This window comes from Streptomyces sp. NPDC052043, from assembly GCF_044548235.1.
In the GTDB taxonomy this organism is placed as follows: domain Bacteria; phylum Actinomycetota; class Actinomycetes; order Streptomycetales; family Streptomycetaceae; genus Streptomyces.
Window position 1 is genome coordinate 392,212 of record NZ_JBIUBT010000008.1, and the last position, 13,393, is coordinate 405,604.

A 13,393-nucleotide genomic window follows, 5' to 3' on the forward strand; every position below is an offset into this window, starting at 1 on the left:
GCGTCAGGTCAGCGGCCGGGGCCGGGTCAACTCGTCGTACACGCTGAGCACCTGGGCGACCGTGTCGTCCTCGCTTGGCCAGGAGGCGGCCTGACGCGTGCCCAAGTCCCGCAGAGCTTCCCGGCGTTCGGGGTCGTCGAGCAGCCGTATGACGGCGCCGGTGAACGCCTCCACGTCCTGGTCCGGCACCAGTTCGGCCGCGTCGCCCACGAGTTCGGGGATGCCGCCGGTCCGCGCCGCGACCAGCGGCACGCGCGCGTGCAGCGCCTCCTGGGCGAGGACGGAGCGGGCCTCCCCGCACCCGGGCAGCAGCGCCAGGTCGGAGGCGGCGAGCAGCTCGCCGACGTCGTCGCGCCGCCCGAGCAGCCGGACCGGCAGCTCCTCGTCCTCGATCCGCCGCTGGAGCTCCGCACGCAGGGGCCCCTCCCCCGCGACGAGGAGCAGCGGCACGGGTTCCAGCAGCCGCCAGGCGCGGGCAGCGTCCAGCAGCAGCTCATGGCCGCGGCCCGGGTCCAGGGAGGCGACGGCGATGAGCAGCGGCCGGTCGGTGACGCCGAGTTCGGCCCGCACCTTGGCGCGCGGACGATCCGGGTGCTCGTATCCGGCGGCCGGCCGGGGCACCGCGACGGCGGCGAGCCGGGCGTCCCGCGCGCCCCTGCCACGGGCCCGGTCGACGAGTTCGGAGGTGGTGCCGAGCACGACGGTGGCGGCCCTGACCACCCGGCGCTCCAGCAGCCGCAGCAGGTGCGCGCGGGCCCCCTCGGCGTGCGCGTGGTTGTGCCAGGTGACCACGAGGGGCGTGCTGCGGCCGCTGAGCGCCAGCACCGCGCGGAAGGAGGCGTGCAGGCCGTGCGCGTGGACCAGGTCGGCGTCCGCGCACACCGTGCGCAGCGCGGCCACGGACACCGGGTCGCTGCTGCGGGGCACGTGCACGTGCTGGGCGCCGACTCCGGTGAAGGAGTAGGCGCGGTCGGCTTCGGCAGGGGCGCACACCGTCACGCGCACACCGCGGGCGACCAGCCCCGCGGCCAGCGACCGCACGTGCGCGCTGCTGCCGGCACTGCCTCCACCCAGCACCTGCACGGTGCGCAGCGTCGACTGACCGTGCGATACGTGGCTGCTCACGGGGCTCACGCGGCCGGGGCTCCTGGTTCGGCGTCGGGCGGTTACGGGGAAACGTACAGAAGGTATCGAGCCGGGGGACACAGCCGCACCCGCTGTCCCGGCGCACTGCCCCCGGCCTCCAAGGATGCCAGTACGTACGGGTGTTCCGGGTCGCCCGAGGTGCCGGACGCCTGTGGGAACGGTACGACAGCTTGACACCGGATCACTCACACGAGTGAAACCGACGGGTCGGCGCCGCGCCCACGGCGTGCGCCCCCCGTGTCACCGATCACCACCCGCTCCCCGAGTGCGCCGGCTAGGCGTCCGCGCGGGCCGCCGCGAGGAGTTCCTCGGCGTGGGCGCGGGCCGTCTGCGAGTCCTCCTGGCCGGCCAGCATCCGGGACAGCTCCCGGACGCGGTCCTCGCCCTCGAGCACCTTCACGCCCGACCGGGTCACCGAGCCGTCGTTGGTCTTCTCCACCAGCAGCTGCCGGTCGGCGAAGGCGGCCACCTGGGGCAGGTGGGTGACGACGACGACCTGGGCGCTCTTCGCCAGCCGGGCCAGGCGCCGTCCGATCTCCACGGCCGCCTTGCCGCCGACGCCCGCGTCGACCTCGTCGAACAGATACGTCGGCACCGGATCCGTCCCGGCGAAGACGACCTCGACGGCCAGCATCACGCGCGACAGCTCACCGCCGGAGGCGCCCTTGGCGATCGGCCGGGGCGGCGCCCCGGGGTGCGGGGCGAGGAGCAGTTCGACCTCGTCGGCGCCGGTCGGCCCGCAGGCGACCGTGCGGCCCCCGACCTCGACGCCCTCGGGGTCCTCGGTCTGCCGGATGTCGAACGACACGCGCGCGTGCGGCATGGCCAGCGAGGCCAGCTCGGCCGTCACGGCGGCGGCGAACCGCTCCGCCGCCTCCGTCCGGGCGTCCGTCAGCGCCTGGGCCAGGCCGCCCAGTTCGGAGCGCAGTACGTCCCGCTCCGCGGTCAGCTCCCCGATCCGCTCGTCGTCGCCGTCCAGCTCGGTGAGGCGGCCGGCGCTCCGCTCGGCCCAGACGAGCACGGCGGCGACGCCCTTCTCGTACTCGCCGTACTTGCGGGTCAGCGCGCCGAGCGCGGCCCGCCGCTCCTCCACCGCCGCCAGCCGCAGCGGGTCGGCGTCCAGGTCGTCCGCGTACCCCGCCAGCTCCCCGGCCACGTCGCCGAGCAGGATGCCGATCTCTCCGATCCGGTCGGCGAGCGCGGCCAGCGCCGGATCGTGCGACCGCACGGCCTCCAGGGCCCGCTGGGCGCCCGCGACGAGGGTGGCCGCGTCGATGTCCTCGGGGTCCTCCGGATCGCCCGCGAGAGCGGCGTGCGCGGCTGTCGCGGCGGAGGACAGCGCCTCGGCGTGGCCGAGCCGCTCCGCCTCCTCGGCCAGTTCGGTGTCCTCCCCGGCCCGCGGCTCGACCCCGGCGATCTCGTCCAGGCCGAAGCGCAGCATGTCGGCCTCCTGGGCCCGCTCACGCGCGCGCGTGGTGATCTCGTCCAGCTCCGCCGTCACGGCGCGGAGCCGGCGGTAGGCCTCGGCGTACTTGGCCAGCGGCACGGCGACGGCGTCGCCCGCGTACCGGTCGAGCGCCTGCCGCTGCCGGGTCAGTTTGAGCAGCCCCTGCTGGTCGGTCTGTCCGTGCACGGCCACGAGTTCGTCGGCCAGTTCGGCGAGCAGCCCCACCGGCACGCTCCGCCCGCCCAGGTGCGCCCGGGAGCGGCCCTCGGCGGAGACGGTGCGGCTGATCAGCAGCGCCCCGTCGTCGAGTTCGGCGCCGGCCTCCTCGGCCCGTACGGCGGCGGAGGCGTCCGCGGGCACGGTGACCCGTCCCTCCACGACCGCCTTCCCGGCGCCGATCCTGACCAGCGCCGGATCCGCGCGTCCGCCCAGCAGCAGTCCCAGACTGGTGACCACCATGGTCTTGCCCGCACCCGTCTCACCGGTGACGGCGGTGAACCCCGGCGACAGCTCGACGACCGCGTCGTCGATCACTCCGAGTGACCGTATCCGCATCTCCTCCAACACGACCACGACCATACGAGGTTTTGGTCGCGTCGTGCGACGCCACCCCACCCATAGAGGGCGCCCGGGGGGCGCGCCCGTCCACTCGCGGGCCGGGGCGGCACTCCTAGTGCGGCGCCCCGCGCCACCCCGAGACCGGCAGCGCGAACTTGGCGACCAGGCGGTCCGTGAACGACGCGTGGTGCAGGCGGGCGAGCCGCACCGGTACCGCTCCGCGGCGTACCTCCACGCGGGCGCCGGGCGGCAGTTCGACCGTACGCCGCCCGTCGCACCACAGCACGCCCGGCGGGACGTGCGGCAGCACCTCGACGGCCAGGACGGAGTCCGGCGAGGTCACCAGGGGCTTGGCGAACAGCGCGTGCGCGGAGATCGGCACCATCAGCAGCGCCTCGACCTCCGGCCACACCACGGGCCCGCCGGCGGAGAACGCGTACGCGGTCGACCCGGTGGGGGTGGCGCAGACGATGCCGTCGCACCCGAACCCGGTCACCGGGCGCCCGTCGATCTCCAGCACGATCTCCAGCATCCGCTCGGCGGACACCTTCTGCACGGCCGCCTCGTTCAGCGCCCAGTCGGTGTGCACGATGTCCCCGTTGCGGTGCACGACCACGTCGACGGTCATGCGCTCCTCGACCTCGTAGGCCTTGCTGACCACCCGGTCGACGACCTTGTCGAGGTCGTCCCGCTCGGCCTCGGCGAGGAAGCCGACCCGCCCGAGGTTGACCCCCAGCATCGGCACCCCCGAGGCGCGGGCGAACTCCGCGCCGCGCAGCAGCGTGCCGTCACCGCCCAGCACGATGAGCAGCTCGCACCCGTCGAGGCACTGCGGGGTGGCCTCCTTGACGAGCTCCACCTCGTCGGGCAGCGGCAGGTCGAGCGCCTCCGCCTCCAGGACGCGTACGCCGATGCCGGACAGCAGCAGCCCCTTGACCACGAGCTCGGCACTGCGGATGGCGGCCGGCCGCCCGGTGTGGGCCAGCAGGAAAACGGTTCGCGCTCGGGTCGGTGTCAACGCGGCCCCTCCGCCACTGCGCGGTCGACGTCGGCCGGGTCCAGGGCCGGCGCCCCGGCCCTCAGCCACAGAAAGTACTCGACGTTCCCGGAGGGCCCGGGCAGCGGACTCGCGGTGACGCCCTCGACCCCCAGCCCCAGTTCCCACGCCTTCCCGGCCACGGTCCGCACCGCCTCCGCCCGCAACTCCGGACTCCGCACGACACCCCCGCTGCCCAGCCGGTCCTTCCCCACCTCGAACTGCGGCTTGACCATCATCACCAGGTCGGCGTCCGGCTTCGCGCACCGCGCCAGGGCGGGCAGCACCAGTCCGAGCGGGATGAAGGACAGATCCCCCACGACAAGATCCACAGGCTCCCCATCGATCGCTTCGAGCGTCAACTCGCGTACGTTCGTACGGTCCTTGACGGTGACGCGTTCATCGCTCTGCAAGGACCAGGCGAGTTGTCCGTATCCGACGTCGACGGCGACCACGTGTGCGGCACCCGCGCGCAGCAGCACGTCGGTGAATCCCCCGGTGGACGCGCCGGCGTCCAGTGCCCGGCGCCCCTCGACGGCCAGCCCGCGCGGTACGAAGGCCTTCAGCGCGCCGGCCAGCTTGTGCCCGCCCCGGGAGACGTAGTCGGGGTCGCTGTCGTCGGCGACGACGACGATGGCGGCGGCGGTCTCCACCTGGGTGGCGGACTTGGTCGCGACGGTCTTGCCGACGGTGACCCGCCCGGCGGCGATCAGCTGGCCGGCGTGCTCGCGCGAGCGTGCGAGCTTCCGGCGGACCAGCTCCGCGTCGAGACGGCGGCGTGCGACTCCTGCCACGTTCGGTTCAGCTCCTGTGTCGGTACGGCGGTGACTGCGCGGGGGGCGCCAAAGGTCCCGGACGGGCGTCGAGCGCGGTGAGCGCGTCGCGCAGCCCCCCGTGTACATCCTCGTACACCTCGAGGTGTCCGTCCGTGGCGAGGTGGTCGGCGTCGCCGAGCCGTTCCAGGGCCGCGTCGACGCGGGCGTCGCCGGTGGGGGTGCGGGGCACGGGCAGCGGGGCGGGGGCGGCGGGGTCCTGCGCGCCGACCGCACCGATCGTGTCGATCGCGTCGACGGCGTCGGCCGCCTCGCCGCCGGGCCGTGGAGCCTCCCCCTCGGGATCCGCCGCTTCGTCCCGGACCTCCGTCCCGGTCACAGAGTCGCTCATGCCCAGACGCTACCGCGAAGCACTGGGGTACCGTCGGTGGCGATGGCAACGATCGAGGAGTGCCGCAGCGCACTCGAAAGACTCTCCGACAACATGGCGAAAGCGGAGGGGGACGTCCGTGAGGCGGCGGCCCTGGACCGCTCGGTGAGCTGCCACATCAAGGATCTCGACGTCACCTTCCTGGGCCGCCTCGTCGCCGGCCGTATAGAGGTACGGGAGACCGTTCAGGGCCCGCCGCCGAAGAAGGCCGAGATCCGGCTCGCCATGACAGGCGACGACCTGCTCGCGCTGGTCGGCGGGGAACTGGCGTTCGCCAAGGCCTGGGGGGCGGGGCGGGTGAAGCTCCAGGCGAGCCTGTTCGACCTGATGCGGCTCACGAAGCTTCTGTAGCGGCGAGGCCGGCGGCGGCCTCGCCGTGGTGCGCCGCCACGCGCGCGCGTGCCGCCCGCGCCGCCGGCACCACCAGCGGCGTGCCGGTCTCCGGGTCCTCGATGACCTGGCAGCGCAGCCCGAACACCTCCTCCACCAGTTCGGCGGTGACGATGTCGTTCGGCGCGCCCTGGGCGACGACCCGGCCGCCGCGCAGGGCGACGAGGTGGGTGGCGTAGCGGGCGGCGTGGTTGAGGTCGTGCAGCACGGCGACGAGCGTGCGCCCCTCCTCCTCGTGCAGTTCGGCACACAGGTCGAGGACGTCGATCTGGTGCTGGATGTCCAGGTACGTCGTCGGCTCGTCGAGCAGCAGCAGCGGCGTCTGCTGGGCCAGGGCCATGGCGATCCACACGCGCTGGCGCTGGCCGCCCGACAGCTCGTCCACGTACCGCTCGGCGAGCCGGGCGACCCCGGTCCGCTCCATGGACTCGCGCACGACCCGTTCGTCCTCGGCGGACCACTGGCGCAGGATCCCCTGGTGCGGGTAGCGTCCGCGGCCCACGAGGTCGGCGACGGTGATCCCGTCGGGCGCGATCGAGGACTGCGGCAGCAGGCCGAGTGTCCGGGCGACCTTCTTGGCGGGCATCGACTGGATGACCTGACCGTCGAGCAGCACCCGGCCCCGGCTGGGCCTGAGCATCCGCGACAGCGCCCGCAGCAGCGTGGACTTGCCGCACGCGTTGGGGCCGACGATCACCGTGAAGGAGTTGTCGGGTATGTCCACCGACAGCTGCTCGGCGATGACGCGCTGGTCGTAGGCGAGGGTGACGTTGTCGGCGGACAGGCGGTTCACGGTGCTCCTTCGGTTGCTCACTGCGTTGCTGCGGGCGCTCATATCCGCCCGGCCCTGCGCTCGGTGACCAGCAGCCACAGCAGGTAGACCCCACCGAGCACGCCGGTGACCACGCCGACCGGCAGCTGGTCGGCGCCGAAGGCCCGCTGCGCGGTCAGGTCGGCGGTGACCAGCAGGGCGGCGCCCATGCACAGGGACGGCAGCAGGTTGGGGCCAGGGGACCGGGTCAGCCGCCGGGCGAGCTGCGGCGCGGTCAGGGCCACGAAGCTGACGGGTCCCGCGGCCGCGGTGGCGGCGGCGACGAGCAGGACGGCACAGCCCATCAGCAGCAGCCGTACGCGCTCGGCGCGCACCCCGAGGGCGTAGGAGACGTCGTCGCCCATCTCCAGCATCCGCAGGGCGCGCGCGTTGGCGAGGACGAGCGGGAGGACCACGGCGCACAGGACGGCCAGCGAGCCGACCTGCGTCCAGTCGCGCCCGTTGAGCGAACCGGTCATCCAGACCACCGCACGGGCCGCGTCCACGAAGTCGGCCTTGGTGATCAGGTAGCCGTTGACGGCGGTGACCACCGCGGACACGCCGATGCCGACCAGGACCAGCCGGTAGCCGTGCACGCCCTGCTTCCAGGCCAGCAGGTAGACGGCCACACCGGTGACCAGGCCGCCCAGCAGCGCGCCGAGGGTGACCGCGGTCGCGCTGCCCGAGAACAGGACGATGACCGTGAGCGCGCCGGCGGCCGAGCCCTGGGAGAGGCCGAGCACGTCCGGGCTGCCCAGCGGATTGCGGGAGACGGACTGGAACAGCGCGCCGCCGACGCCGAGGCAGGCGCCGACCAGGAGCCCGACGAGGACGCGCGGCAGCCGCAGTTCGCGGACGACGAACTCCTGCCCCGGCCCGCCCCGGCCGGCCAGGGCCTTCAGCACGTCGGAGGCGGAGATCGGGAAGTCCCCGGTGCCGATCAGCACGACGCCCGCCGTGAGCGCGGCCAGCACCAGCAGGGCGACGACCGCGCACGTGCGGACGTCGAGGCGCAGGGACAGCCCGCCGGGGGTGCGCAGGGCTCGTACGGGGCGGGGGGTGCGGGTGGGCCTGAGGATGCGGGTGGTCTTGAGGATGCGGGTGGTCTTCACAGCTGGGCCGTCCTCCGCCGCCGTACGAGCAGAATGAACACCGGGCCACCGATGAGCGCGGTGACGACCCCGACCTGGAGTTCGGCGGGCCGGGCGACGATCCGTCCCACGACGTCGGCGCCGAGCAGCAGCACGGGGGACAGCACCGTGGCGTAGGGCAGGATCCAGCGCAGGTCGGGTCCGGTGAAGGAGCGCACGACGTGCGGGACCATCAGCCCGACGAAGACGATCGGGCCGCAGGCGGCGGTCGCGGCCCCGCACAGCACGGTCGCGGCGAGCATGGCGAGCGCGCGGGTGCGGTTCAGATCGGCGCCCAGGGCGCGGGCGGTGTCGTCGCCCATGGCCAGGGCGTTGAGCGGCCGGGCCAGCAGCAGGGCGACGACCGTGCCGACCGCGAAGAACGGGAGCACCTGGGTGATGGTCGCCGTGGTGGCGGAGGCGAGCGAACCCACGGTCCAGAACCGCATCCTGCCCAGCGCCGCCCCGTCCATGATCATCACGGCCTGGACGTAGCCGTACAGCGCGGCGCCGATCGCGGTGCCGGCGAGCGCGAGGCGTACGGGCGTGGCACCCCGGCTCCCGCCGAGGAACCACACCAGGGCGCCGACGGCCGCGGCGCCGAGGAAGGCGAACCAGACGTAGCCGCTCAGGCTGGTCACGCCCAGGAAGGTGATGGCGGTGACGACGGCGGCGGACGCGCCCGCGTTGATGCCGAGGATGCCCGGATCGGCCAGTGGGTTGCGGGTCAGCGCCTGGAGCACGGCCCCGGCAAGACCGAGCGCCGATCCGGCGAGCAGGCCGAGGACGGTACGGGACAGCCGCTCGCCGACCACGACGTCGCCGTACGTCCCCGAGTTCTGGAACAGGCCGTGCCAGACCTGGGCCAGGGACAGCTCCTTCACTCCGATCGCGATGCTCGCCAGGGCGACGAGCAGCAGGACGGCGACGGAGACGAGGAGCCCAACGGCTCGCACACCTCGGCGGGTTGGGGGCGCGGCGGTGGCCGCCGCGCGCTCTTCTGGGGGACTGTCGACCAACACGAGGTTAGGTTAGCCTACCCTCTCCATCGGCTCGACGGTTCCCGGTGCCCCACCGGATTCACAGCCCCAGCCGGGCCAGCGCCTTCCCCCCGTCCAGCGCGCACGCGTTCTCGCCGCCCGCCGTCCACGCCGCCGCGCACAGCGCGCGGAGCCCGTCCAGCGCCTCCCCCTCGCCGTGCAGCTCGAGGCCGGTGTCCGCCCGCGCCGTCCACCCGCCGCACCGGAAACCGTCGCTCTCCCGAGTGATGTCCGGCTGCCCGGTGAGCAGCCCGCGCAGATCCGCGTCGACATACGTCGGCCGGTGCCGAGGGGGCGCGGCGAGCAGCCGCGCGCCGTCGGTCACCCCGGTCAGGACGAGTAGCGAGTCGACCCCGCCGTTGAACGCGCCCTCGATGTCGGTGTCCAGGCGGTCCCCGACCACCAGCGGCCGCCGCGCGCCGGTGCGCAGGATCGTCTCGCGGTGCATGGGCGGCAGCGGCTTGCCCGCCACCTGCGGCTCCGCGCCCGTGGCGATCCGGACGACCTCGACCGCCGCGCCGTTGCCCGGCGCGATCCCGCGTGCGCCCGGAATCGTCAGATCGGTGTTGGAGGCGAACCAGGGCACCCCGCGCGCGATGGCGTAGCACGCCTCCGCGAACCGCCCCCATGGCAGTTCCGGACCGCCGTAGCCCTGCACCACCGCCGCCGGGTCGTCGTCGGCCGACTCCACCGGCTCAAGACCGCGCTCGCGCAGCGCCGTGCGCAGCCCCTCACCACCGATCACCAGGACACGCGCCCCCTGGGGCACCTGGTCCGCGATCAGCCGGGCCACCGCCTGCGCGGAGGTGACCACGTCGGCCGCCTCCGCCCGTATGCCCAGGTCGGTGAGGTGCGCGGCCACCGCTTCCGGGGTGCGCAGGGCGTTGTTGGTGACGTACGCCAGATGCATCCCGCCCGCGCGGGCGGTGCCCAGCGAGTCGACCGCGTGCGCGATCGCGTGGCCGCCCGCGTAGACCACTCCGTCCAGGTCGAGCAGGGCCGTGTCGTACGCCTCGCTCAGGGGCTGTGCACTGCCCTGGGGCCTCGTCCTGACGCCCTGGCTCATTCCGCATCTCTCCTCATGACACCCGTTTTCCCCCGATCATCCCCCACGCCGCTGACACACGTACGATGCCGGGATGAACACAGCAGGTCAGCCACCGGCGACAACGCGCCCGGGCCTCGAACTCACCCCGTTCCGCGGCCTGCGCTACGACCCCGACCGGGTCGGCAGCCTGGCCGCCGTGACGTCCCCGCCGTACGACGTCGTCGTGCGGCCCGACGGCCTGCACCACCTCCAGTCGGCCGATCCGTACAACATCGTCCGGCTGATTCTGCCGCAGGCCGAAACGCCCAGCGCCCGCAACAAGCAGGCGGCGGAGACCCTGCGCCGCTGGCTCTCCGAGGGCGTCCTGGCCGCCGACCCGGAGCCGGCCCTGTACGTCTACGAGCAGCGTGACGGCGACGGCATGGTGCAACGCGGACTGATCGGCGCGCTGCGCGTGTCGGAGCCGGCGGAGGGCGTGGTGCTGCCGCACGAGGACGTCATGCCGCACGTGGTCGCGGACCGCGCCGCCCTGATGCGCGCGACCAGCGCCAATCTCGAACCGCTGCTGCTCACGTACCGCGGCGACGGCGCGACCGCGGCCACCACGATGATCATCGAACGCGCGGCCGAACAGCCGCCGCTGTTGTCGACGACCACCGAGGACGGCTTCAGCCACCGACTGTGGGCGATCACCGATCCCGCCGACCTCGCGCGCGTGCAGGAGGACCTGGCCCGGCACCAGGCCCTGATCGCCGACGGCCATCATCGCTGGGCGACCTACCGCAGGCTGCGCGCGGAGCACTCCTCCCCCAGCGCCTGGGACTACGGTCTGGTCCTCCTGGTCGACACGGTCCGCTATCCACTCCGGGTACGCGCCATCCACCGCCTGCTGCACGGTCTGCCGGTCGCCGACGCGCTGTCCGCCGTGGACGGCCTGTTCCGCGTACGGCGTCTCGACCTGCCCCTGGCGGGCGCGCTGGAGGCGCTCGCGGACGCGGCCTGCGAGGGCAACGCCTTCCTGTTCGCCGGCGACGGCGCCTTCCATCTCGTGGACCGCCCGGACCCGGCCCTGCTGGCCCGCACGATCCCGGCGGAGCACCCGGCCGCCTGGCGCACCCTCGACGCGACCGTCCTGCACGCCACGCTCCTCGAGCACGTGTGGCACATCCCCGAGGACTCCCCGGTCCACATCGCCTACATCCACGACACGGTCGCCACCGTGGAGAAGGCCGAACGCGACGGCGGTACGGCCGTCCTGATGCACCCGGTCCGCGAGGAGGTCGTCCGCGACCTGGCCCGCCAGGGTGTCACGATGCCCCGCAAGTCGACGTCGTTCGGCCCCAAGCCGGCATCGGGACTGGTGCTGAGGGCACTGGACCTCTGAAACGGCGAAGGGCGGGCCCCGGTGATCGGGGCCCGCCCTTCGTCAGGCACGGCCGGTGACGGCCGGCGGTTCCGTCAGTCCTCGCCCGCCGCGTCGGCGTCGCCGCTCGCGCCGGTCACGCCGTTCTCGTCCTTGGCGTCGCCGTTCTCGTTGTTGGCGTTGTCGTTCTCGCCGTTCTCGCCGCTCTCGTCGAGGGCGTCGGTGAACTCCACGCCGTCCAGCTCGGCCAGCCGGTCGGAGGCGTCGGTGCTGCCGTCCCGGTCGGCCTCGACGGCCTTGGCGAACCACTCGCGTGCCTCGGACTCCCGGCCGACGGCGAGCAGCGCGTCGGCGTAGGCGTACCGCAGCCGCGCGGTCCACGGCTGGACCGAGCCGGAGGCCAGTTCGGGGCTCTGGAGCGTCACGATGGCCGCGTCCAGCTGACCCATGTCGCGCCGGGCGCCGGCCGCGACGAGCCGCATCTCGACCTGCCCGGCCTTGTCGAGCTTGTGCACCTCCGGCGCCCCGGCCATGTCGAGCGCCTTCTCCGGGCGTCCGAGACCGCGCTCGCAGTCGGCCATGACCGGCCACAGGTCCACGTTCCCGGTCATCCGCCGGGCGGCCCGGAACTCGGCGAGCGCCTCGCCGTACTTCTGGCTCGCGTACGCGGCGAACCCGGCCGCCTCCCGTACGGCGGCGACACGGGACGCCAGCCGCAGGGCCACCCTGGAGTAGCCGTAGGCGCCCTCGGGGTCCTCGTCGATGAGCCGCGCGACCATCACCAGGTTCTTGGCGACGTCCTCGGCGAGCGTCTTGGGCAGGCTCTGCAGCTCCTGCCGTACGTCCTTGTCGATCTCCTCGCCGGTGACGTCCTCCGGGATCGGCAGCCGCTTGATCGGCTCACGGTCCCGGTCCCGGTCCCGGTCGTCGCGGAAGCGCCCGCCACCGCGCCGGTCGTCACGCCGGTCGTCCCGGCCACGGAAGCCACCCGGACGTCCGCCCCGGTCGTCGCGACGCGGGCCGCGCCCACCACGGTCGTCACGGCCACGGAAGCCGCCGCGGTCGTCACGGCGGTCGTCACGGCGGTAGGTGGGACGGTCGCCACGGTCGAAGTCACGGCGGTCATCGCGACGGTCGTCACGACGCTGGTCCCGGCGTTCGCCACGGTCGAAGTCACGGCGGTCGTCGTGGCGGGCACCGCGGTCGAAGCCGCGGCGGTCGTCGCGACGGTCTCCGCGGTCGAAGTCACGGCGGTCTTCGCCTCGGTGGTCACCTCGGTCATCGCGTCGGTGGTCACCGCGGTCGTCACGGCGGTGGGTGGGGCGGTCGCCCTCACGGCGGAAGCCGCGATCGCGGTCACGGTCGTCACGACGGCCGTAGCCACCGCGGTCACCGTCCCGCCGGTCGTCACGACGGAAGCCGCCACGATCCCCGCGCTCGCCCCGATCGGACCGGTCCGGCCGATCCCCGCGCTCGGGCCTGTCGTCACGGCGGAAACCACCACGGTCATCACGCCGCCCATAACCACGGTCGTCGTCACGACGGAAACCTCGACGGTCATCGCGGCGCTCGCCCCGGTCGTCACGGCGGTCTCCGCGGTCGAAGCCGCGGCGGTCGTCACGGCGGTCATCGCGGCGGTCGTCACGGCGGTCATCGCGTCGGTGGTCACCGCGGTCGTCACGGCGGTGGGTGGGGCGGTCGCCCTCACGGCGGACGCCGCGGTCGCGGTCACGGTCGTCACGACGGCCGTAGCCACCGCGGTCACCGTCCCGCCGGTCGTCACGACGGAAGCCGCCACGATCCCCGCGCTCGCCCCGATCGGACCGGTCCGGCCGATCCCCGCGCTCGGGCCTGTCGTCACGGCGGAAACCACCACGGTCATCACGCCGCCCATAACCACGGTCGTCGTCACGACGGCCGTAGCCACCACGGTCGTCGCCACGGCGCGGTCCTCCGCGGAACCCGCCACGGTCACCGCGGTCACCACCGTCCCGGCGGCGCTGATCGCGCTCCGGGCGCTCATCGGGAGAGTTGGCGGACATCGGTGACTCCTGTCTTCTGTACGGGAAAAACGAAAAGGACCCCTGGTCCCAGCTGAACGCTGGTGACCAGGGGTCCTCCAAAGATTGTTCGGCGGCGTCCTACTCTCCCACAGGGTCCCCCCTGCAGTACCATCGGCGCTGTGAGGCTTAGCTTCCGGGTTCGGAATGTAACCGGGCGT

The 13,393-nt window shown here is 73.7% G+C and carries 13 protein-coding genes and 1 rRNA gene; 3 read left to right on the forward strand and 11 right to left on the reverse strand.

Annotated elements, in window-relative coordinates; all coding sequences use genetic code 11:
• Positions 1 to 3 precede the first annotated feature (3 nt).
• From ACIHCX_RS22320 to ACIHCX_RS22340, 5 genes are all read right to left on the reverse strand, one after another.
• Entirely contained in the window at positions 4 to 1,134 is a 1,131-nt protein-coding gene (locus ACIHCX_RS22320; protein ID WP_400032014.1) for a glycosyltransferase family 4 protein, read from the reverse strand.
• 286 nt (positions 1,135 to 1,420) lie between these two features.
• Positions 1,421 to 3,172 carry a DNA repair protein RecN gene (gene recN, locus ACIHCX_RS22325; protein ID WP_400032016.1) on the reverse strand — a complete coding sequence of 584 codons (1,752 nt, stop codon included), beginning with the start codon at positions 3,170 to 3,172 and terminating at the stop codon, positions 1,421 to 1,423.
• Positions 3,173 to 3,263: 91 nt separating this feature from the next.
• Positions 3,264 to 4,169 carry an NAD kinase gene (locus tag ACIHCX_RS22330; RefSeq protein ID WP_400032018.1) on the reverse strand — a complete coding sequence of 302 codons (906 nt, stop codon included), beginning with the start codon at positions 4,167 to 4,169 and terminating at the stop codon, positions 3,264 to 3,266.
• Complete coding sequence (locus tag ACIHCX_RS22335) at positions 4,166 to 4,981, reverse strand: TlyA family RNA methyltransferase (RefSeq protein ID WP_400032020.1); 816 nt, start codon at positions 4,979 to 4,981, stop codon at positions 4,166 to 4,168. Before ACIHCX_RS22335 ends, ACIHCX_RS22330 begins: the two co-directional genes overlap by 4 nt.
• A gap of 7 nt (positions 4,982 to 4,988) precedes the next feature.
• Entirely contained in the window at positions 4,989 to 5,351 is a 363-nt protein-coding gene (locus ACIHCX_RS22340; protein WP_400032022.1) for a hypothetical protein, read from the reverse strand.
• 42 nt (positions 5,352 to 5,393) lie between these two features.
• On the opposite strand from ACIHCX_RS22340, the gene ACIHCX_RS22345 reads away from it, so the two are divergent.
• Positions 5,394 to 5,741 (forward strand): SCP2 sterol-binding domain-containing protein, encoded by a 348-nt coding sequence (locus ACIHCX_RS22345; protein ID WP_400032024.1) that lies wholly within the window; start codon positions 5,394 to 5,396, stop codon positions 5,739 to 5,741.
• Here the strand turns inward: ACIHCX_RS22345 and ACIHCX_RS22350 are convergent.
• Genes ACIHCX_RS22350 through ACIHCX_RS22365 form a run of 4 tightly spaced genes read right to left on the reverse strand, consistent with a single transcriptional unit; the run spans position 5,725 to position 9,827 of the window.
• Complete coding sequence (locus ACIHCX_RS22350; RefSeq protein WP_400032026.1) at positions 5,725 to 6,615, reverse strand: ABC transporter ATP-binding protein; 891 nt, start codon at positions 6,613 to 6,615, stop codon at positions 5,725 to 5,727. The two genes, ACIHCX_RS22345 and ACIHCX_RS22350, sit on opposite strands and share 17 nt — an antisense overlap.
• Entirely contained in the window at positions 6,612 to 7,670 is a 1,059-nt protein-coding gene (locus ACIHCX_RS22355; RefSeq protein ID WP_400032075.1) for a FecCD family ABC transporter permease, read from the reverse strand. Before ACIHCX_RS22355 ends, ACIHCX_RS22350 begins: the two co-directional genes overlap by 4 nt.
• A 29-nt stretch (positions 7,671 to 7,699) precedes the next feature.
• On the reverse strand, positions 7,700 to 8,743 hold the full coding sequence (locus tag ACIHCX_RS22360) for a FecCD family ABC transporter permease (RefSeq protein WP_400032028.1): 1,044 nt from the start codon (positions 8,741 to 8,743) through the stop codon (positions 7,700 to 7,702).
• A gap of 58 nt (positions 8,744 to 8,801) precedes the next feature.
• Positions 8,802 to 9,827: an HAD-IIA family hydrolase gene (locus ACIHCX_RS22365; RefSeq protein ID WP_400032030.1), complete on the reverse strand. Its 1,026-nt coding sequence runs from the start codon at positions 9,825 to 9,827 to the stop codon at positions 8,802 to 8,804.
• 73 nt (positions 9,828 to 9,900) lie between these two features.
• Between ACIHCX_RS22365 and ACIHCX_RS22370 the strand changes: the two genes are divergently transcribed.
• Positions 9,901 to 11,193, forward strand: a complete 1,293-nt coding sequence (locus ACIHCX_RS22370) for a DUF1015 domain-containing protein (protein WP_400032033.1) — start codon at positions 9,901 to 9,903, stop codon at positions 11,191 to 11,193.
• 74 nt (positions 11,194 to 11,267) lie between these two features.
• On the opposite strand, the gene ACIHCX_RS22375 is transcribed toward ACIHCX_RS22370, so the two are convergent.
• Positions 11,268 to 12,059: a hypothetical protein gene (locus ACIHCX_RS22375; protein WP_400032077.1), complete on the reverse strand. Its 792-nt coding sequence runs from the start codon at positions 12,057 to 12,059 to the stop codon at positions 11,268 to 11,270.
• 300 nt (positions 12,060 to 12,359) lie between these two features.
• Here ACIHCX_RS22375 and ACIHCX_RS22380 point away from each other — a divergent pair, with 300 nt between their 5' ends.
• Positions 12,360 to 13,220: a hypothetical protein gene (locus ACIHCX_RS22380; protein ID WP_400032079.1), complete on the forward strand. Its 861-nt coding sequence runs from the start codon at positions 12,360 to 12,362 to the stop codon at positions 13,218 to 13,220.
• 80 nt (positions 13,221 to 13,300) lie between these two features.
• Here the strand turns inward: ACIHCX_RS22380 and rrf are convergent.
• A 5S ribosomal RNA gene (rrf, locus tag ACIHCX_RS22385) occupies positions 13,301 to 13,393 on the reverse strand; the annotation flags it as partial.

What these genes read in the sequence shown, in the direction of transcription:
- ACIHCX_RS22350 (WP_400032026.1), bottom strand. Translation starts at nt 6,615, where the DNA reads ATGAGCGCCCGCAGCAACGCAGTGAGCAACCGAAGGAGCACCGTGAAC.
- recN (WP_400032016.1), bottom strand. Translation starts at nt 3,172, where the DNA reads ATGGTCGTGGTCGTGTTGGAGGAGATGCGGATACGGTCACTCGGAGTG.
- ACIHCX_RS22340 (WP_400032022.1), bottom strand. Translation starts at nt 5,351, where the DNA reads ATGAGCGACTCTGTGACCGGGACGGAGGTCCGGGACGAAGCGGCGGAT.
- ACIHCX_RS22345 (WP_400032024.1), top strand. Translation starts at nt 5,394, where the DNA reads ATGGCAACGATCGAGGAGTGCCGCAGCGCACTCGAAAGACTCTCCGAC.
- ACIHCX_RS22370 (WP_400032033.1), top strand. Translation starts at nt 9,901, where the DNA reads ATGAACACAGCAGGTCAGCCACCGGCGACAACGCGCCCGGGCCTCGAA.
- ACIHCX_RS22365 (WP_400032030.1), bottom strand. Translation starts at nt 9,827, where the DNA reads ATGAGCCAGGGCGTCAGGACGAGGCCCCAGGGCAGTGCACAGCCCCTG.